This window comes from Aquimarina macrocephali, from assembly GCF_051627225.1.
Lineage (GTDB): Bacteria > Bacteroidota > Bacteroidia > Flavobacteriales > Flavobacteriaceae > Aquimarina > Aquimarina macrocephali.
The window spans coordinates 5,043,577-5,063,355 of the sequence record NZ_CP151795.1; the positions used below are offsets into that span (position 1 = coordinate 5,043,577).

The window sequence follows — 19,779 nt, forward strand, 5'->3', positions numbered from 1 at the left end:
ATATGTTGGCCATTTTATATTTCCATTTAGTATTATTTAAGTATTATTGTTCTTTATGAAGCAGACTTTTGAACATGATATGTATAGTATTTACGTACTTTTTTGCATCGTATTTGGCGTATTAGCAATAATGAACGATTTAGGGAATACCGGAAGACTATTGCTACTAACATCAATTTATTTTGGTTTCACCATATTATTTTTGAAGGTGAAAGCTCTGCAAAAAAAAAATCCATGGTTAAAATATAATAAGACAATAGTTCTTATACTTTTAACTGTAGTTTGTATTTCTGGTAGTACTGAATCATACCCAAAAAGGATGCTACTTTTGCTTTTTTTTGCAGAGTCATTAATGTTTCTATATGTGCATGTATATTTTGATTTTAGATATAGAAATGGTAGTTATATCATAAAAAAATGGGGATTACCACGATTTTTTTTTCGTATGTTTTTTATAGCAGTTACCGTTTTTTTAATCGTTTCTGTTTTATATCAATACCAGCCCTTTGGAGAAATTTTAGACCCTTATTACTTCATCTTTCTATTTGTTTTTCTAATAGAAGTTTTAATTAGCCACCTTTATAGTACTATTCGATTAAAAAACGAACAAACCCAAGCAGAGTTACTACATTTACGAAGTCAATTAAATCCTCATTTCTTCTTTAATACCTTAAACAATCTATATGCCCTTACTTTAAAAAATTCAAAACAAGCGCCTGAAGTAATTTTAAAATTATCTGAAATGATGCGCTATACCATTTATGAAGGCGAAAAAAGCATGGTTTCTATTAGTGACGAAATTGCGTATTTAGAAAATTATATGGAATTGCATAAAATTCGTTATAAAAAGCCCATAACACTAGAATTTAATCATTTAATAGATGAAAGTTTAATGATACCACCTTTGTTATTTATTAATCTTTTAGAAAATGCTTTTAAACATGGAATTGAAGTAGTTTCGGAAAATGCTTATATCAAAATGAGCTTAACGAATGATGATAACTTTATCTATTTTTTAATTGAAAATAATTTTGAAGAAAACATTGAGATAAAACATAAAGGGATAGGAATAACAAACCTGAAACGTAGATTATCTTTACTATATCCAAAAGCACATAAACTTGAGTTTATAAAACAAGGAAATGTTTTTAAAACTAAATTAAAAATCTCTATATGAATACCTTTATTATAATTGATGATGAACCTTTGGCTCATGAAGTTATTGAAGAATATTGCAGTATGCTTCCACATCTAAAATTAGTAAAAAGCTGCTATAGTGCTATGGAAGCTATAGAGTTTCTAAACGAAAACACGGCTGATTTTATGTTTTTAGATATAAACATGCCAAGGTTAAAAGGATTAGATTTTTTAAGAACATTAACCAATCCTCCCAAAGTAATAATAACTACTGCCTATAAAGAGTTTGCTATTGAAGGCTTTGAGTTAAACGTAATCGATTATCTATTAAAACCCTTTAGCTTTGACCGTTTGGTGAAAGCAGTTAATAAAGCAGTTAAAAATGAAGTTTCTTTGGTATCAAAAAACGTCATCACCTCAAAAATGGAATCGTTTAATTTTTTTGTGAAAGGCAACAAAAAACAACATCATATTAATACAGGTAATATCTTGTATTTAGAAGCCTATGGTAATTACACAAAATTACATCTAGAAAATGAAATGATTATTAGCCGTGAAAAGATATCGTATTATGAAAAATTTCTTGAAAATGAAGGCTTTTTAAGAGTACATAAATCTTTTATAATAGCTATAGATAAAATTAAGGTTATAGAAAGAAATAAAATTTTAATAGATAATCATACGGTTCCCATTGGACTTACTTATAAAAGTAATATTAATAAATTATATAACAACTAATCACTTTCCATACACATTCTACTACTCTTCTATCCCTTCGGCAACAAGCTCAGGATACCTCATATTTGATATAATATCAGATATAAGTGCACGCCAGCGTATTATATCGATAGATATTATATCAAATTAATGTTCGTTGTAATTTTTTTAGATATAAAATATAACAAGTGTACAGAAATAATATTTTATACACTTGTTACATTTAGGGATTTTCTTAATGTTTTATCATCAATCAATCTCGTTAAGCATCTCTTTAGCAGCTTTGCCAATTTCTCCATCAGTATCTAAAGAAATAGCCTTTTTGAGTACTTCTTTTGCATTTTGAGTTTCTCCCGTTGCAATATACGATTCCCCTAGATATTTATAAGCGTTTGCTGAATTTGGAAATAACTCTAAAACCATAGAAAATACTTGAATGGAAGCCTGAATTTGTGGTACTCGACCACTTTGTAATAAAATGTTTCCTAGTTTGATTAGCTCTTTCTCAAAATCACAAAACGCATAACGTGGGTCTTGGATCATTTTAGGAAGTTCTTCAGCTAATTTTTGTGTTTGCCCAGATAAATACAAACTTATGACATAATCCATTGGCTTAGGTTTAAAATCCTGTGCATTAAAAGTTAATACTGCTTCTAATACAGGGTCTTGATTGTTAGCATACTCATCAAAACTCATGGTAACAGGAATACTAGGGGCTATCCAATCTGCATTTTCTAAAGCTGGCTTATCTTGCCACCATAAATACGATAAAGAAATATCAATGGTACTGTTAGGTAACTTTACAGGGCGGTTATCACCCCAAAAATTGATATTTTCTGCTGTAGGTTCTCCCACAAAAATGACATTGGTATAATTATCTATTTCATTAACGAGGTTTTGGCAAGCAGAAAAGGTTCGTTTTCCAATAATAACATATAGCTTTCCTATTTTATTTATCTTTTCAGCTTTAATAAGACCTTTTATAACATCCTTATTTAAATAGTTATTTCCACCACCATTTAGACGCAAATCAATAATTAATTTCTCGGTATCATTAGTTTTTATTTCATCAAAAACACGGGTATAAAAATCTTTGGTACTTTCTTCGGCTTCATCTCTAATTCTACTATGTCTAATATACATCGCCTTTTCTTTGGCTAAGTATTCTGAGAAGTAAACCTTATCTAGGTGTTGTAAATATAAAGGTGTTGTTGATTGATCTCTTGCATCTAACCAATTTTCATTTTGATGTACATAGCCACGGTGTGTGGGCACACTTTCTCCTTTTCCCATAGCAGTAAAGGATTGTGTAAATACTTTTCCATTTTTTTCTAACGTAAGTGCTACCTTATTTTGAAGGGTTTTTGTTAGTTTTTGGGCATGTAAGACTTCAGGATATCGTATATTATTAATTCCGTAGGCTTTGAAATATTGCGAATTCTCTACTTCTACTGTCGGTTCAATTGCTTTTAGAACCTCTGAAATTGGCTTCCCTTCTATTGCTATGACTTTTGTTCCAACTGCTTCTGGGTAGTTCTTGTGCGTTCCCTGAATATAAATTCCATCATTAAATTCATATAAATTGAAAGGAAATTGTGAAAATTCAAAAGGTTCTTGATGAAAACTAACATAGGTATGCCCGTATTTGAATAAAGACACGAGTCGAGAAATCCCAACAATAATTTCGTGTTCTTGTAGATTAGGAATGTCATTGTATAATGTTTCCAATTCGGTATCAAAATCTTCTTTTGTTGTTTTTACAAAAAGAAACGAATAGTCTTTATGTATGGTATTTTGCAAAAATCGAAGATCTTCCTGCCATTGAGCAGAACTTAAAGTTTCTTGTGCTGACAATTGAAGAAACAGTAATACATTTAGTATAAAAAGTATTTTTTTCATGATTATTGTTTAGTTAGAATGTAAAAGAAGTAGGATAACCTATTGTGCATTTAGGTATTTTTTTAATCAAAATCCGTCAATTCGAGTACCGTGTGGGGTACGAATGGTGTATCCAGAATAGGATTGTTGATTAAAAAAAGCTACTCTTGATACATTTTGTCTTCACATCATCTCGAGCACAGTCGAGAGGTCATTACAACAAAACACTCGAAATTGACGCTTTTTCAGAATATTTTCCTAAATACACAATGGGTTAGGATACCAATTTTTCCTTGTTATTAATTTTGTTTTCTACTGCCAAAACTAAGTGTATCTATATGTTCTTAAGCTACACTCAAGAGTAGTTTCAAAAAAAGTACTATTTGCTTAGTATTTATTTAGGAATTTATAGCTACACTCAAGAGTAGTTTTTAAAAACTTATATTTGTCGTAGGATCTATTTAAATATTTATGGCTGACACTAATTCTTTTTTTTCTTTTAAAAATACGGTTGGAAATCTTACAGATAAGGATATCAATCAAACAGCAAATTACCTCGAAGCCATAGAAGCTTTTACAAGAACTACACATAATAGCGTATATGTAATTGATTATGAGACAAAAGGATTTGAATACGTATCAGACAATCCGTTATTTTTATGTGGGAATTCTGCTATAGAAGTTAAAGAAATGGGGTATGATTTTTATTTTAAATATGTACCCGAGAAAGATTTGGAATTACTGTTAAAAATAAATACTATTGGTTTTGATTTTTATGAAAAAATACCTCTTGAAGAGCGAAAAGAATATAGTATATCGTATGATTTTCATTTAAAAAATGAAGAAGGCAAAATCATTTTAATTAACCAAAAATTAACTCCTCTATTTTTAACAGAAAGCGGCAAAATATGGAAAGCAATTTGTTTTGTATCGCTGTCTACACAGCAAAATTCGGGTAACATTATCATTACTAAAAAAGACGGTACAAAAAAAATCACTTATGATTTAGAGACCGATTGTTGGAAAACTTTGAAAAAAATTGAACTCTCTACCAGAGAAAAAGAAATACTACAATACTCTATTAGAGGTTATGCTATAAATGAAATTTCAGAAAAAATTTACATTTCTCCAGACACAGTAAAATTTCATAGAAAAAAACTTTTTGAAAAATTAGGTGTTGCTAATATTTATGAAGCTATTTCTTATGCAACTATGAACAAATTATTATAGAGCTTATAATTGTATCTCTAGTTTAAAAACCGAGTTATATCCATAGCTGCGTGAACCATACAAAACCAAAGAAAATTTTTAGATTTACCAATAGCTCCTAGTAGCATAATTACCAGACATACTGATAGTTAACCCCCTTACCTGGAGAAATATTTTTTTTGGATTCTTACCATGTAGTTTAATTAATTTCTAATCCAACCTATACTACTGTTGTCTTTCTCCTTATATATTACTAATAACCAGTTTTTTTGTTTTTTAATAATCGTTACTATTTTGTTTTCTATCGTTTTTAATTGATTGCCATTTATCAAATCTCCACTACATGAGTCTACTTTATCTTTATTATCTAAAATGGGTTGTGTTCTTAATATTCCTGATATTTTTTTCTGTTTTAGTATCGTATTCGTGTCCCTAATTGTTGTATTGTAATGATAGGTTATCGAGCTTTGAGTAATGGTGTTATCGTTATGAACAATAAGTTCAATTAATTGTGAAGAGTAATCACAACCTATAGCGTTTTTTAGCACATAAATAATAGTTTCTTCTCCTTGTTTAACTTCCACTAATTTTCCTGGGCCACTCCATGTTTCTTTAAAATCATTGTCCTTATTTACAAATAAGATTGTTGCAAGATAATGCTGCGTATCTTGATAAATAATGTCTTTGTTTCCATCATTATTAAAATCTACAAAATGTATATTCCTGGGATTAATATTAATTACATCGGTATCTGCGATCGCTGAATAGAATTGTGGTTTTGCAAGTTTTGAAAACCCAGTGCTATCCATTGAAAATTGGAATTCTGGCGGAGTTTGTAATAATTTCAAACTCACTCTTAAAGCATTGTTATTTTGAGCAGATCCTATTAAGATATTGCACATGCTCACTATTGCTAAAAGAAAGACTTTTTTTACCAGGATTCTTGTTAAGCAATGTTTTTTCATTTGATATTGATTTTCTTAAATTCAATTTTATCAGTTATTTTATTTCCTCTTTTTATATACCCAGTAACTTTTCCCTGTTCTACTTTAATTACTAGGTTTTTTAAAAAATCATATTCTATTTCCTTTGGATCATTATCTATTTTAATTTCATGATTTTGGATTAATTTCCACTTATAATCTAACATAGAAGTTATGTTTTCTATACCACAGCTAGAAACTTCTTTTTCTATTATTGAAACATTGTCTTCTTTAAAATTAAGAACTAAAAAAATCTCTAAACCTGCACAAGGGTTATCATCAGGAGTTTCTTCACATACAGATCCAATCATAGAAATAAATGTTTGATTGATTAGCATATTATTATTGCTTTGGGCGTTTAATCCTAAAAATGAATTTATAAGCAGTAGAAATAGTATTTGTTTTTTCATGCTAGATAAATTATAGTGTTTTTATTAAATTCTTCCAAGGATCCAATCTATTCCTTTGTAAAAGTCATTTATGGTTAGTATTCCTAAATCCGTTTTTTCATTTTGGGATGCTGCTGCCAAGGCAAAACCATGAGTATAATCTATAATCACATCTGCAAACAGAATACCTTCATTTTCATCGTTCACTAATGTAATAGCATATTTTCTAATAGAATTGGTAAGGTCAATTAATTCCTGATTAATTAATGAATGGTCTGATAACAATAATTTTGAGACATTAGGATGTTTAAATACACAATTACAATAGTTTCCTAATAACTCTCTTATTGCTTCTTTATAGTCGTTAGTTTTAGAAATATCATTCACATCCTTATAAACAATTTCAATAAGGCTTTTAACTATCTCTTGACGCGAGCCAACGTGATGCTTTAAAGCCATAGCAGTAACATCAAATGCTTTTGCCAATTTTCTAAACGACAGTCCACTTTCTCCTTGTTTATCAAGAATCTTAAGTGCTTCTTTTAGAATATCACCTTTTGATAGTATTAATTTATCGTTTGTAGGTCTGCCTAATTCCTTATTTGCCATATCTATTTATTTAACCTGAATTTGATGTAACCAAAATTTAAGCCATTCAGTCTCAATTTGATGGTTTTTATAAATTAAAGTCTTACATCTAACTCACGTTATTTAATACTTTGTAATGATTTTGTATAAATCCAAATTTCATTGGTTTACAACTCATTAATTCTAAATCAATATCACTTTCTATTTCGCCAAATAATCGTTTTCCTTTTCCTATGAGAATTGGGATTTGTGTTAGTGTGATTTCGCTAACTAATCCATTACTAATAAATGATTGTACCAATTTACCGCCATCTACATATACTTTTCTAAGACCTTCCTCATAAAGAAACTGCATAAGTTTTTTTGGATCTAATGAGTTAATTGTTACACTAGCTTGTAATGATTCAGGAACATTTTCTTGGGTTAATGTTCTACTCATAACATATACAGGCATCTTATATGGCCATTGGCCAAAACCAAGTACAGTTTTATACGTACCACTTCCCATTACTAATACATCCATATTTTTAGTAAACTTCTCAAAGCTGTTATCATTTTCATCTATGCCATATTTCATTAACCAGTCTAATGAGTTGTCTTGTCTCGCAACAAAACCATCTAAACTTGAGGCCATAAATACATAGCCTATTGCACACTTATCTTTCATATTGTCTAAATTAGAGACATAAATATACACTGTATAATTTTAACAACAAAAATATGTTTCAATTTCATACACATTACACTACTCTCCTATCCTTTCTATACACTAAGCAACCATGTCGTCTTGCACTAAGATTATTTCAGTAATTTTAGATAAAAAACTATTAGAGAAGAAATTTCAATAAACAAGTTATTGTTTTTCTAAAGTAAAGTAACATATATAGCACTAAAATAGAAATAGTAATTACGTCCATTTATTTCGTTTCTAGGTAGTATATTTGCCATAATTATTATAAAATTTTATCCCAAACAGTTATCTCTTTAATCCCTATGCCTTTTAAAAAACTACATTCCAACATACAAGAGAAGCTAGAGTATCTAGAAATAGTAACACCAACTCCTTTTCAGAGTAATAGCATTCCTGTAATAAAAAGTGGTGCTAATGTCTATTGCACAGCATCAAAAGATAGCGGAAAAACGACGACGCTTATACTTACTACTTTACAAAAATTGAAATGTGAGGCAGTTGGAAACACTCCAAGAGCTGTTGTTCTTGTAGAAAATAAGGAAAGAGCCTTGGAATTATATGATGCTTTTTTGGCCTATACTAAACATAACTCCTTACGAGTTTATGTGGGTTACGAACAGCTTCATGTTGATGTGCAAAAATCAGAAATTTTTATGGGTATAGATATTCTTATTTCTACGCCCAAGTCAATGAACAAGTTGTTTTTATTAAATGGAGTAAGTACCTCTCAATTAAAAATATTTAGCATAGATGATGCCGAGTTTTTAATCCAGAATTTTGCATACACGGCTCTAATGTCGATTACTCAAAGTATTAAAAAATGTCAGTATGTAATATACTCAGAAAAAATGCATCCAAAACTAAAACGCTTTGAGTCTTATTTTATGGAGCACTCTAAAACGGTCACTACTTAAACCTATGCCTTAATATGATTATACCAAAACTACATTATATATCTCAGGGAAACTCTTCAAAAGAGCATCTGGAAAACATCCAAAAAGCGTGTACATCTGGTATAGAATTAGTGCAATTATGTTTAAAAAATGTTTCAGAAAAAAAGTTTTTAAAGTTAGCCAAAGAAGCTAGAGAAATCACATCTCATTTTCAAACCAGATTAATTATTAAAGATCATTATAAAATAGCAAAAGAGGTTAAAGCAGATGGTCTGCATTTAGGAAAAATAGATTCCTATCCTACTATAAGAAAGGATTTATACACTTGGCAAATTATTGGCGGAACAGCAAATACCTTGCAAGATTGCAAAACATTAATTGGCAAAGAAGTGGATTACATTGGTTTAGAGCATTTTAGAAGCACAACAACTAACGACGATTTAAGCTTAGGTTTAAATGGCTATACTGCAATTACGGAAGCCTTAAAAACTAAAACACCAATTATTGGTATTGGTGGTATAACTACAGAAGATGTTGCAGACATATTAGAAACAGGTGTTTCTGGGATTGCTGTATCCGAAGAAATTACCCAAAATTTTAATACCATAAGAATATTTAACCAACTACTAAATGCATCTTCAACAGAAGAGCAACGCCACACATTTAAATAAAATATAAACGATATTTAAAAAAGAGTAGATCGAAAATTCTATTAGAAAACTTAATTGTTTTATGAATTTATCTACTGTAGTTTATCCAAATGCGATTGATAAACAAAAAAGTATATATATAATTAGAGTCCATAATAATTTCACCATGAGATCTTATTTTTTAGTGTTTTACTGCATACAAAACTAACATCGATAAACGACTGTAGCACTACACCCAAGAGTAGTTTTAAAAACTTATATTTACTTGAAACTTGACTTGTTTAGATATATTCATGTCAGACATTAACCTTTTTTTTCTTCTAAAAATACGGCTAGGAAGTTAAATGACACAAAACAAAATGATACTGAAATAAGTTTAGCACAGGTAGACACATTAGTACTTTATTTCTTTATCATTCGTCTGAGAGACTAACTACATTCCATTTCGAAATATTGACCCCTTTACATATCAACCACAAAGAAAGTGAGAGCTCTGCGATTAGACAAAGCACTAAAAAAAGGAATACTATTTCGTAATATTTTGGGATTAGTATAAGGGTGAAACTATTGGCTAAATAACTGAGACCAGCAACAATCAACATAATACCAAGTATTTTTGGCAAGTAGCCTGACCAGAAAATTAAATAGCCATAAATTAAGCATGCAAAACCAAAGAATATAAGCCCTAATATAAAACCATAATCATGTATTTCTGTAAGCAAATATATCATAGCATTAAACTGGGTAGTTCCAAAAGCCTCAACATATTCAGGATTTCCCAATAAAATTAGTGGTATAATAAGGATTGATTTATTTGCTACCAAAACCGCTGTTTGTATCATGTTGAATAAAACTCCCAATATAGCAAGGTATTTATTTACTGGTTTTAGTAATACATAAAGAATAAGCATAACTGGAATATCAAAAACATGCATAAGAAGATCACCAGCAATTCCTACACGCCAAAGAGAAGAAGATGTCGCCAAATTGTTAACAGTAGATGCAGCATCACCAGTTGTGATCAACGAACCTCTGACTAAGATTTGTCCCAATATGCCTGTGATGATAATTATTAAATATAAGATACCACATATTCTCGCATAGGTTTGTGGAGATGTTTTATTTATCATGATTTATCTCTTTTACTTCATTATTCGTTTCATATTAGATATAATCACAAACTAATAGCATTTATGATGAACTGATTTTGTTATCTAGACAATCTTATATAAACAAGTACATTTTACTAGCATAATAAATTCCATACACGTTGCCACTTCTATCCTATCCCATCGACAAACTTAGAAGACACGTCGTTTCAGGCAATAAGTATTGCATTATCTTTTTAAAGAAGCATGTAGTTCACGAGTTTGTTATTGTATTAGTGGAGTTTGTGATTCTTGGATTTCGTTAGGAGACTTTTAAAGAATATTAATTTTCAGCTTTTTCCAAGTGATCTTTAGATTCAAAAGAGATAATAAATTTGGTTCCGATACCTAATTCGCTTTCACAGTGAATTTCGCCATCCATCGATTCGATATATTTTTTCACGATGGATAATCCTAACCCAATAGATGCCTCACCTTCTGTAGGTTGTGCACTAAGTCTCTGAAATCTACCAAATAGCTTCTTTTGATCCTCTTCGCTAATACCAGGCCCTTGATCTTCTACCACAACATATGTTCTTTCATCATACGATTTTACATGTAAAGCCACTTTACTTCCTCGTTCAGAAAACTTAATGGCATTAGATACCAAATTTTCTAATACCTGGATCATATAATTTTTATCTACTTCTACAAAGTGACTCCCTGGTTGTGATGTAGCGATCATTTCAATCTCTTTATCCTCGGCGGTAAGATGAAAACACCTTACCACATAGTTAACCAATTCTACCAAATCAATAATTTGATTCTTTAGTTTGACCCGATTTGTCTCTAAAGCGTGTATGTTTAAGATACGACCAATCATCTGTGAAAGACGATCTGCCGAGTTGTCTATTTCGGTTAAATACGATTTTTGATCATCGGTCAAGTGTAAAGAGGTGACATCAATTAATTGTATCAATAATCGTATATGGCTCAAAGGGGTTCTAAGGTCGTGAGCAACTACATTTACCAGCATATCCTTTTCCTTGTTAAGGTTTACTAGTTCTTCATTTCGAATGGCGACCTCTGCGGTTCGTTCCTTGACCTTCTTTTCAAGTATTACATTTTGCTCTTGAATTAACCTTTCATTTTCTTTGGCTGCTAATAGCGCTTCTAATTGTGCATCCTCTTTTTGCTTTTTATACATATTAATCCGATCACCTAATGCAAATGAAAGCAGTAAGACTTCTAAAGCAGAGCCAATCTGCATCGCATTTAAGTACGTCATCACAAAAGTCAGGTTTAAAGACTCGAGAATGGCAAAACAAATACCAATGATAAGGGCTCCCCAGGCTAATAAGTAATATTTAGCAGGACGATATCCTTTTAACTTAAATCGAATACCTAAGAGGAGAAAATATGATGCCATGATTAGCAATCCTCCTTGCGCTAATTTCAGGCCTTCAATTTTAAAACCTAGCAACACAAGAGCACATACCAAAATACCTATAACAAGAAAGACCATAGATCCCTTGTGCATAATAGAACTAGATTCTTTGGTGTTTAAAAATTTCTGGGTAAATAAAGTAGCAGTAATCATCGTTAATCCAGAACTAACGACCACAACTTGATTAATGAAAGGAGTATTAGGCCAAAAATATTCGAAGAAGTAACCGAATATTGAAGCCATAAACCAGGTAATACTAAATACATATGCAATGTAGTAGAGATATATTCTCTCTCTAGTTGAAAAATACAAAAAGAGGTTGTACAGGAAGATCAACAGCATAAACCCAAAATAGATCCCCTGCAGAAAGTCTAAATCATGCTCATAATCTAAAAAGTTGGGTAGTGTTCCAACTCGAAGAGGAAAAAACAAGGGTTGGTGACTCTTTACCCTAAGGTAAAAAGTTCGTGTACTATTTACATCAAAATCAAGAGCAAACAGATAATTACCCACTTCAATTTCTCTGGTATTAAAGGGCAAGTCATCACCTGTATGCCTGGTAGAAATTAGTTTGTTTTCCTCATCAAATTCATAGAGCGATATAGAATCAATATAAGCAGAACCAACATTAAGGTAAAAATTATCCGGTATAGTCTTAGTAACTCTAAGTTTTATCCAGTAAGCAGAAGCAGTACTAGAAAAATTCAAGGTTTCCTGAGTATACTTTTTAAATTTAGTCTCAAAGCTATCATTCCTAATTTCTTCGATAGATAGTCCTAGAGAAGCATCTTCAAGATAATGGGTTTGCTTTCCAATATCCTGCAATTCTGTTAAATCATGAAGAAGAACAGTAGTTTGACAAAATACACTAAGAGGAGACAAAAATATAATCAATAAGAAGCTTAAATAATATTTGAAATAAGTTGTCATTCTTAATGTTTAATGTTTTGAGAAATCATTTTTTACTCGACAAGGAAATTTTATAAATTATACTACTTCAATTTCCAAAAATATCTTGTATATAACAATTTTACTTGTAAGTTTATAAACCTTTTTACTAATATATGAACAAACTTGAAATACTTAAGGAAAAAGCCGAAGGAATTATACTTCGTGTCTCTGATAGTCCACAGGGTCGCTATAAATTACGTTATGAATTCTATCAAAAATACGGAGAACCTTTCATTAAAGGAAAAGAAGGGCTGGGAAATTCTGAATTAGCATTTATTAACTGGGAAATAAAAAGAGGAACGCTCAATCCTATGAATGCACAACATCCTGGTAGCCCTTGGTGGAGAGCAGTAAGCAGCCATTTTTTGTATTTGGCGACACTGGCCCAATTAATTAATGAATCGGGGCAGACATTTCCGGATCTACCCGCTCCTGTTACTTTTTGGCTTGATTATATCAATACACCCAATGAATGTACTTGGTATCGGGCTCATAATTCAAGCATTATATCAGGCTATCAAGTCGCAGATTCTTTAGCATATAAAGAAAATATTTACGAGCAATATTTTGTCAATATTGTGCTTTATCGTGTATTGTATGCTCAATCAATGGTTGAAGGTGTCAACTTTGGGGTTTTAGGTAAAATATTTGGTAACCCACGAGGGCATGCAGTTTCTATACTAACAGATATCGAAGCCTTTTATCCAAGTCATTACCCATTATCAAAAAAAGATATTAAATACGTTACTCATCGTGCACATAATCTAACTGGATTGATTGAAGACATTTTTGATAAGCTTTTCATCCTACCACACTTAGATGAGTTATATACCGAAGCAGCCAAATGGAACAACTCTGCAATAGTATTGAAGTATATCAAAAATAACAAACCTCTCTACCCGATTGGCCAGAGTGAAATCAGTTCGACACATTTCAATACAAAATTAACAACTAAAAAAATTCATACTCTTTAAAATTAATAATCAATGCAAAACTCACAAAACAAAAAGAAAATTGCCATACTAGGCAGTGGTATGTCATCGCTCACGGCTGCTTATGAGCTTAGTTCTTACGAAAACTGGCAAGATCATTATGATATCACCATTTATCAAATGGGTTGGAGACTAGGAGGCAAAACTGCTACTGGTAGAGGCCCAAACGAAAGGATTCAAGAGCATGGTATTCATATTGCTCAGGGATGGTATGAAAATGCATTCCGATTGATACAAGATTCGTATAAGGAATGTGAAAAACATAATCTAATGCCCAATAGTCCTTTTAAATCCTGGGATGAAGCTTTTGATCGGGAAGATACTACATTACTCACCCATTTTGATCCTAAGACAAATCAATGGATCAAAAAGAATATTATTTTTCCATCTAATGAGTATATACCTGGTCAAGGTGGACCCCTACCCTTTTCGGCCATTATTCACAAAGCAATAGGTCTAGTTGCCGAAATTTTGTTTGGTACAGATCCAAACAAGGATAGTCTAATAAATATGGCTTCTGAATCTGCTAAAGAAATCAAAACACCTGAGCATCATCCGCTTTGGGCTAGTTTTAAGTCTAAATTTGAAGCGTTTGTAAAGGGCAAACTCTTTAAACATGAGGGTGAAAAGCTATTGAATTATGTAGCAGAATTGGTTGAGAACCTGACCAATGAGGATCACAATGATACGCAACGAAAAGAGCATCACTCTATGATCAAGGAGCTACTCGACTTACTTTCTAAATGGGTAACTAAGCTCATTGATTCGATAGCCGATCACAACGAATACTTCTATTGGTTAGCCGTATTTGTAGAATTCGGACTTGTAAATATGAAGGGAACATTTGAAGATGTATATAACCCAGAAACTCATGAGTTGGATTACGAGCGTATCAATGACTTGGATTATCGTCAATGGCTCAAAAACCATGGAGCAAGTGAACGATTGTTGAGTTCTGCTATGGTGAGATTTCTTTATACAGGAACGTTTCACAATCTCACAGGGTCTGATCAGCAAGGTAGTCTGGCAGCTGGAGTTGGACTTCATTTTCTAACAAATTCTGCAGGTTATAAAGGATCTTTCGTATGGAAATTCAAAGCAGGAACTGCAGATACCATGATCACTCCAATTTATTTGGTCCTTAAAAACAGAGGTATAAAATTCAAGTTTTTCCATAAAGTTGAACAGGTACATTACTCTGGTTCTGGTGAAATAGAAAAAATATCTATGGCGCAACAAGTCACCTTAAAAAATGGTACCTATAACCCTACTTATAAGTTCAAAAATCTAGATGTATGGCCAGGAGAACCGCTTTATGATCAAATAGATGACCAACAAGCCAAAGCACTTAAAGAAGGCCATTATGATCTTGAAGAATCCTGGTGTGGCTGGGAGAATGTGGGTCAGGTTTCCTTAGAAAAGAATAAGGATTTTGATTATGTAGTTTTAGGCATACCTATTGATGTTTTAGGTGGAAACGAAGGTATTTGCAAGGAAATCATTGATAATAATGTGGCATGGCAGAATATGTACAATCACGTTAAAAGTATCCCTACCATGTCTATGCAATTATGGATTAAGCCTACGTTAAAAGAGTTAGGTATGAATTTACCTGATTGGGGGTTTCCTGAAGGGTCATTACCTAACTTGGTGACTTATGCAGATCCTCAATATTCTTTTATAGATATGTCGCAGGTAATGCCATATGAAGATTGGAAAGATGATGAACCCGGGGTATTAATATACTATACAGGATCATTTCTGGATCCAGAAGTGATACCTCCATTCTCTGATCATAAGTATCCCCACGAGCAATTGGAACGTATTATGCGTGTTTCAGAACAATGGTTAAGAGATAAGATGGGTTGGTTTTTCCCGAATGCTACTACACTAGAATACCCCGAAGGAATGAAGTTTAGTGTAATCCATGATTTTTCGAAAAATGCCAATACGGACTATAGTAGGCTAAAAACTCAGTTTTTTCGAGCTAATGTAAACCCAACAGATAGATACACATTATCCTTACCCGGCTCTAACAAATACCGCCTTAAAGCTAATGAGTCTGGTTTTGATAATCTTATTATCACAGGAGATTGGATTAATTTTGGTGTTAATGTAGGATATTATGAAGGTGCTATCATTGCAGGCCTTCAGGCAGGTCAAGTGGTACGCGACAAACTTGAATTACCAAACGAAACTGAAATTTTTTCTGGTATGAAATTGAAATAATAAAATTTAATACTTTTCATCATAGTACAAAAAAAGTCGGTTAAATTCTTAATCGACTTTTTTATAGCTAGTTATAATCTAAATAGGAATACTAAAAAATATTGAAAATACAATTATAAATTTCTGCATGGTTTCTATATTTATTTGAGCCAAAATTATTTTAGTAAGTACTGTCATACCAGAAAGTTGATTGAATGATTTTATAGTTATAGTTGAAGAATTCTCAACTACAGCAATGGTGAATCTATTGTATCTTTGAATTATGGAACTAAAATATTTTAGACTTATAAAAACAATTGCAGAAGAAGGCAATCTTGCTAATTCTTCAGAGCGTTTGTTTCTTACTCAGTCGGCATTAAGCCACCAGTTGAGAGATTTAGAAGAACGTTTAGGGTTTAAAGTATTTCTTAGAAGTAGAAATAAGTGGGAACTAACAGATGAAGGTACAGAGCTGTATAAATTAGCAAATAAACTCTTCAGTTCTATAGATGAAAGTTTTAGTAATATAGAGCATATAAAAGAAGGTTCGAGAGGGTCTATTAAATTAAGTGCAGAATGTCAATCTTTTTTTCATGCGATTCCAGGGTTTATTCAAAAAATGGGAATTCTATATCCAGAAATTAATATTGATTTAACTTTAGGAGCAACATATCAAACGATATCACAAGTCCTGTCTAATGAAATAGATATTGCTATTGTGACTACAAAACCAGCTTCTGAAGAATTGACAAGTATTAAAGTATATGACGATGAAATTTTTGCTGTAATGCACCAGGAAAACCCTCTAAACTCTTATGACTATTTGGATGCGAGTCATTTTTCTGATGTTCATTTAATCATTAATTCCTTTCCTCTGGAAGGTGTCTCGGTATATGAACATTTTTTGAAACCTAATAAAATCAATCCTAAGAAGATATCTGCCATTCCATTTACCGAAATTACCTTATCAATGATCGAAGCTAATATGGGTATCATGTGTGCACCAAAATGGCAGTTAAAATCGTTCAAATTATCAAATGATATTATTTTTAAGAGAATTAGTAAAAATGGATTAAAGCGGAATCATTATCTAGTTGTTAAAACATTAAACAGAAACAGAAAATATATTCATGATTTCATCTCAAGCTTCGAAGAAGATTTTTTAAGCTTATAGTGCTTATAAATTGTATCAAAACCTTATTTCAGGAAAAAGAGAAAATGACTTTGTATAGTTGAAAACAGAAACCTTTTTAGATTATTTCTTTTTAAGTTATTTACTATATTTAAAACTTTAGACGCTGCTTACCATAAGATGTTTAATTTTTATCTTTTGTGTACGTGTCGGATCTACCATAGACATTCTTCGTCATTAATGCTTCGACCTGATCATTTGTTCTTAAGAATAGTATCCTCACATCTGTAAGTTCGCCATATTGAAAGGTTGAATTATCAATCGGGGTTAACTTAACCTTTGAGTCAGGTGCATCACTTTGGTAATATAACACGCCGTTTTCTAAACTAATACTTAGCTCTGCATACGTCCCTACATAATTTTCTAAAGAGGACAAAGGAACATTTACAGGAGTTTGGACTGCTTTTAAAGTACCCATATGCCAATCATAAAAATCATTTCTAAAAGCATCTGTATTAACGCTTTTTAATGAATCTAAAGCTTTTAAACGAGCGGATATTAAGGCATCTTTTTCAGAAGTTTTTATATGAGGAATAACCCCTACTCCTTCCCAATTTGAATTCGTAATTGGGTTAATTGCTCGCCCTGTAGGTGTCCAAACTTTGAATTTATTTGATACCTGGAACGACTCACCTGGGTGTGCTCCTCCACCAGAAGTTTCACCAATGATCATAGCACGTTTTAAGTGTTTTAAGTTATATGAAAACTCTTCAGCTGCAGAAAATGTACTACTACCAGTTAGTATATATAACTGTACATCTGGTAATCTTTTTCCAGGAACATATGGTAAGGTCCAAAACTGTTCACTTGTTTCGTCTATTCTATTATAGAACGTATTTAAATGGATAGCGTCACCCTTAAAAAAATAGCTGGATAACAACTGAACCATCTGCGGATACCCTCCACCATTATTTCTTAAATCAAAAATTATAGCATCTGTATTACTTAAAAAATTCATTGTAGCAATTACAGTTTCACTGGCATATTCTGGATTACGAAAACCTCTAAAATTTATATATCCGATATTTCCATCGAGGATTTTAACTTCTTTAAACGTAAAGTTATCTCTCTTCTCCATTTCCATCATTTTTTCAAGAAACTTCTCACGGTCTTCAGCACTCATTTCTGTTTGCTGTCCTCTTGGATTTTCAAGATTATAAAAAACTCTTAAGTGTTTATCATGATTTATTGATTGTACATCTTTTGTAAGAATTTTTGCTAGCTCTTTTGGATTACTTAAACTCCTATAACGACCATTTCTTAAATTACTATTAATCAATTCTACTATTGCATTGGCAATTTCGGGAAATACGTATTTTTCCTTTATTACTTTTCCAACTTCATGGATTGTTTCTCTAATTTCTTTTGTTGTTAATTCTTCAGTCTTGTTTTGAGAATAACCAATTATAAAGGTTAAAAGAAAAAATAAAATAAGTGTTTTGCGTTTTTTCATTTTTTTAAATTGTCTTATAAAGCATTAACTTTAAATTTCTATTCGACAAAAGTGAATAAAGCTATTTATGTTTTAAAATGATATAGATAAACTTGGCGAGTTAATAGACGTTTTATAGGATTCTGTCTATTTATAAAAAGTTAACTATTGATATTGGTCTGATTAATTATAGATAAACTTTTTCTAATCAAGTTTATCTACAGTTACTCTACTTTTATATACTAATACCAATCAAACAGCTCTTTTTTTAATAAGAAAATGATAATTTGGTTATATTTCCAGTTATGAGTTTTAACAAAAAAAGAATCCTTAGTCATATTATATTTTGGGTCGGAATTTTTCTTTTCTACATTTTTTCTTCTATTAATCCAGAATTGTTTGAACAATCTATAGAAACAACTTTGTTTAAACTCCCAATGTTAATGATAGCTGCCTATACCTTTAATTATTGGCAAATACCAAGCTATTTAAAACATAAAAAATATGTTGTTTTTGGATTATCCATGATTTTTATGATTATCATATTAGTTCTACTATTTCGTATTATGGGATATTATCATCTGGATCAATATTGTGCAGATGGTCCCTACCCATTAATTAGTTTAGAAGATTTTCCTTTTTATATGCTATCTTTTCATTTTCCTGCATTAATCATGTATTTCTATAAAACCAATAAAGAGCAAGAGTTAGAAAAAGAAAAGGTATATCAATTAGAAAAAGAAAAAATAGCTACAGAACTCAAATACTTAAAAGCACAATTAAATCCACACTTTTTATTCAATACCCTAAATAATTTATACTCTTATGTGATTACCAAATCTCCAAAAGCACCAGATATGGTATTACAACTTTCAGAGATATTAGATTATATTTTATATAGAAGTCAGCAAACGTCAGTTCCTTTAAGCGAAGAGATTCATACTATAGAAAATTATGTAGCACTAGAACAAATTAAGTATGGAGAGCGGTTACATGTTGTTTTTGAAAAAAGCCATTTTAAAAATGAACAGTCAATAACCCCTTTATTACTATTGTCTATTGTTGAAAATGCTTTTAAACATGGGGTTAGAGGAAATATTAAAAAACCCAAAATAAAAATTATCCTTGAGCAATTTTACGGATATATAGAATTTAGTGTCTGGAATACAAAAACAGAAACCGAATACAGCAATGAAACAGATACCTATAAAAAAGGAATAGGTCTTGCCAATATCCAACGACAATTAGATTTAATCTATCCTGAAAAACATAAATTTGAGATTGACGAATCTGATACATTTTTTAACTTAAAATTGACTTTAAAAACAAATTGA

17 protein-coding genes are annotated in these 19,779 nt (G+C 31.2%); 9 read left to right on the forward strand and 8 right to left on the reverse strand.

Features of this window, described 5'->3' with window-relative positions; translation table 11 throughout:
* Nucleotides 1-55: 55 nt before the first annotated feature.
* Together AAFU52_RS22325 and AAFU52_RS22330 are read left to right on the forward strand one after the other, a co-directional pair.
* Nucleotides 56-1,177, forward strand: coding sequence for a sensor histidine kinase (locus AAFU52_RS22325; RefSeq protein ID WP_438423613.1), 1,122 nt, complete (start codon nucleotides 56-58; stop codon nucleotides 1,175-1,177).
* Nucleotides 1,174-1,875: a LytR/AlgR family response regulator transcription factor gene (locus AAFU52_RS22330; protein ID WP_438423614.1), complete on the forward strand. Its 702-nt coding sequence runs from the start codon at nucleotides 1,174-1,176 to the stop codon at nucleotides 1,873-1,875. Before AAFU52_RS22325 ends, AAFU52_RS22330 begins: the two co-directional genes overlap by 4 nt.
* Nucleotides 1,876-2,103: 228 nt before the next feature.
* Here the strand turns inward: AAFU52_RS22330 and AAFU52_RS22335 are convergent, their stop codons facing one another.
* On the reverse strand, nucleotides 2,104-3,753 hold the full coding sequence (locus AAFU52_RS22335; protein WP_024769347.1) for a S41 family peptidase: 1,650 nt from the start codon (nucleotides 3,751-3,753) through the stop codon (nucleotides 2,104-2,106).
* 450 nt (nucleotides 3,754-4,203) lie between these two features.
* Between AAFU52_RS22335 and AAFU52_RS22340 the strand changes: the two genes are divergently transcribed.
* Nucleotides 4,204-4,962: a response regulator transcription factor gene (locus AAFU52_RS22340; protein ID WP_024769348.1), complete on the forward strand. Its 759-nt coding sequence runs from the start codon at nucleotides 4,204-4,206 to the stop codon at nucleotides 4,960-4,962.
* Between the two features lie 182 nt (nucleotides 4,963-5,144).
* On the opposite strand, the gene AAFU52_RS22345 is transcribed toward AAFU52_RS22340, so the two are convergent.
* The 4 genes from AAFU52_RS22345 to AAFU52_RS22360 form a co-directional block, all read right to left on the reverse strand.
* The gene (locus tag AAFU52_RS22345; RefSeq protein WP_438423615.1) at nucleotides 5,145-5,906 is read right to left on the reverse strand and encodes a hypothetical protein; all 762 of its coding nucleotides are present in this window, start codon (nucleotides 5,904-5,906) and stop codon (nucleotides 5,145-5,147) included.
* Entirely contained in the window at nucleotides 5,903-6,334 is a 432-nt protein-coding gene (locus AAFU52_RS22350; RefSeq protein WP_438423616.1) for a hypothetical protein, read from the reverse strand. The genes AAFU52_RS22345 and AAFU52_RS22350 overlap by 4 nt, the downstream gene beginning before the upstream one ends.
* Before the next feature lie 24 nt (nucleotides 6,335-6,358).
* The gene (locus tag AAFU52_RS22355) at nucleotides 6,359-6,922 is read right to left on the reverse strand and encodes a TetR/AcrR family transcriptional regulator (RefSeq protein ID WP_438423617.1); all 564 of its coding nucleotides are present in this window, start codon (nucleotides 6,920-6,922) and stop codon (nucleotides 6,359-6,361) included.
* A gap of 88 nt (nucleotides 6,923-7,010) precedes the next feature.
* The gene (locus AAFU52_RS22360) at nucleotides 7,011-7,568 is read right to left on the reverse strand and encodes a dihydrofolate reductase family protein (RefSeq protein ID WP_024769352.1); all 558 of its coding nucleotides are present in this window, start codon (nucleotides 7,566-7,568) and stop codon (nucleotides 7,011-7,013) included.
* 326 nt (nucleotides 7,569-7,894) lie between these two features.
* Here AAFU52_RS22360 and AAFU52_RS22365 point away from each other — a divergent pair, with 326 nt between their 5' ends.
* Nucleotides 7,895-8,506: a DEAD/DEAH box helicase gene (locus tag AAFU52_RS22365; RefSeq protein ID WP_024769353.1), complete on the forward strand. Its 612-nt coding sequence runs from the start codon at nucleotides 7,895-7,897 to the stop codon at nucleotides 8,504-8,506.
* A 14-nt stretch (nucleotides 8,507-8,520) separates the two neighbouring features.
* Nucleotides 8,521-9,156, forward strand: a complete 636-nt coding sequence (locus AAFU52_RS22370; protein WP_438423618.1) for a thiamine phosphate synthase — start codon at nucleotides 8,521-8,523, stop codon at nucleotides 9,154-9,156.
* A 392-nt stretch (nucleotides 9,157-9,548) separates the two neighbouring features.
* On the opposite strand, the gene AAFU52_RS22375 is transcribed toward AAFU52_RS22370, so the two are convergent.
* Complete coding sequence (locus AAFU52_RS22375) at nucleotides 9,549-10,265, reverse strand: DUF4386 domain-containing protein (RefSeq protein WP_438423619.1); 717 nt, start codon at nucleotides 10,263-10,265, stop codon at nucleotides 9,549-9,551.
* A 301-nt stretch (nucleotides 10,266-10,566) separates the two neighbouring features.
* A complete protein-coding gene (locus AAFU52_RS22380) occupies nucleotides 10,567-12,600 on the reverse strand; it encodes a sensor histidine kinase (protein ID WP_438423620.1) in 2,034 nt (677 codons plus the stop codon).
* Nucleotides 12,601-12,734: 134 nt separating this feature from the next.
* Here AAFU52_RS22380 and AAFU52_RS22385 point away from each other — a divergent pair, with 134 nt between their 5' ends.
* The 3 genes from AAFU52_RS22385 (at nucleotide 12,735) to AAFU52_RS22395 (ending at nucleotide 16,995) form a co-directional block, all read left to right on the forward strand.
* Complete coding sequence (locus AAFU52_RS22385; protein ID WP_024769357.1) at nucleotides 12,735-13,595, forward strand: hypothetical protein; 861 nt, start codon at nucleotides 12,735-12,737, stop codon at nucleotides 13,593-13,595.
* 12 nt (nucleotides 13,596-13,607) lie between these two features.
* Nucleotides 13,608-15,842 (forward strand): NAD(P)-binding protein, encoded by a 2,235-nt coding sequence (locus AAFU52_RS22390; protein WP_438423621.1) that lies wholly within the window; start codon nucleotides 13,608-13,610, stop codon nucleotides 15,840-15,842.
* Between the two features lie 262 nt (nucleotides 15,843-16,104).
* Nucleotides 16,105-16,995 (forward strand): LysR family transcriptional regulator, encoded by an 891-nt coding sequence (locus tag AAFU52_RS22395; RefSeq protein WP_438423622.1) that lies wholly within the window; start codon nucleotides 16,105-16,107, stop codon nucleotides 16,993-16,995.
* Between the two features lie 142 nt (nucleotides 16,996-17,137).
* On the opposite strand, the gene AAFU52_RS22400 is transcribed toward AAFU52_RS22395, so the two are convergent.
* On the reverse strand, nucleotides 17,138-18,466 hold the full coding sequence (locus AAFU52_RS22400) for a S41 family peptidase (RefSeq protein ID WP_024769360.1): 1,329 nt from the start codon (nucleotides 18,464-18,466) through the stop codon (nucleotides 17,138-17,140).
* A 284-nt stretch (nucleotides 18,467-18,750) separates the two neighbouring features.
* On the opposite strand from AAFU52_RS22400, the gene AAFU52_RS22405 reads away from it, so the two are divergent.
* Nucleotides 18,751-19,779: a sensor histidine kinase gene (locus AAFU52_RS22405; RefSeq protein ID WP_438423623.1), complete on the forward strand. Its 1,029-nt coding sequence runs from the start codon at nucleotides 18,751-18,753 to the stop codon at nucleotides 19,777-19,779.

Coding starts and splice junctions, on each gene's coding strand:
- AAFU52_RS22360 (WP_024769352.1), bottom strand. CDS start 7,568: ATGAAAGATAAGTGTGCAATAGGCTATGTATTTATGGCCTCAAGTTTA.
- AAFU52_RS22375 (WP_438423619.1), bottom strand. CDS start 10,265: ATGATAAATAAAACATCTCCACAAACCTATGCGAGAATATGTGGTATC.
- AAFU52_RS22330 (WP_438423614.1), top strand. CDS start 1,174: ATGAATACCTTTATTATAATTGATGATGAACCTTTGGCTCATGAAGTT.
- AAFU52_RS22365 (WP_024769353.1), top strand. CDS start 7,895: ATGCCTTTTAAAAAACTACATTCCAACATACAAGAGAAGCTAGAGTAT.
- AAFU52_RS22370 (WP_438423618.1), top strand. CDS start 8,521: ATGATTATACCAAAACTACATTATATATCTCAGGGAAACTCTTCAAAA.
- AAFU52_RS22385 (WP_024769357.1), top strand. CDS start 12,735: ATGAACAAACTTGAAATACTTAAGGAAAAAGCCGAAGGAATTATACTT.
- AAFU52_RS22395 (WP_438423622.1), top strand. CDS start 16,105: ATGGAACTAAAATATTTTAGACTTATAAAAACAATTGCAGAAGAAGGC.
- AAFU52_RS22355 (WP_438423617.1), bottom strand. CDS start 6,922: ATGGCAAATAAGGAATTAGGCAGACCTACAAACGATAAATTAATACTA.
- AAFU52_RS22340 (WP_024769348.1), top strand. CDS start 4,204: ATGGCTGACACTAATTCTTTTTTTTCTTTTAAAAATACGGTTGGAAAT.
- AAFU52_RS22325 (WP_438423613.1), top strand. CDS start 56: ATGAAGCAGACTTTTGAACATGATATGTATAGTATTTACGTACTTTTT.
- AAFU52_RS22345 (WP_438423615.1), bottom strand. CDS start 5,906: ATGAAAAAACATTGCTTAACAAGAATCCTGGTAAAAAAAGTCTTTCTT.
- AAFU52_RS22390 (WP_438423621.1), top strand. CDS start 13,608: ATGCAAAACTCACAAAACAAAAAGAAAATTGCCATACTAGGCAGTGGT.
- AAFU52_RS22405 (WP_438423623.1), top strand. CDS start 18,751: ATGAGTTTTAACAAAAAAAGAATCCTTAGTCATATTATATTTTGGGTC.
- AAFU52_RS22335 (WP_024769347.1), bottom strand. CDS start 3,753: ATGAAAAAAATACTTTTTATACTAAATGTATTACTGTTTCTTCAATTG.
- AAFU52_RS22380 (WP_438423620.1), bottom strand. CDS start 12,600: ATGACAACTTATTTCAAATATTATTTAAGCTTCTTATTGATTATATTT.
- AAFU52_RS22350 (WP_438423616.1), bottom strand. CDS start 6,334: ATGAAAAAACAAATACTATTTCTACTGCTTATAAATTCATTTTTAGGA.
- AAFU52_RS22400 (WP_024769360.1), bottom strand. CDS start 18,466: ATGAAAAAACGCAAAACACTTATTTTATTTTTTCTTTTAACCTTTATA.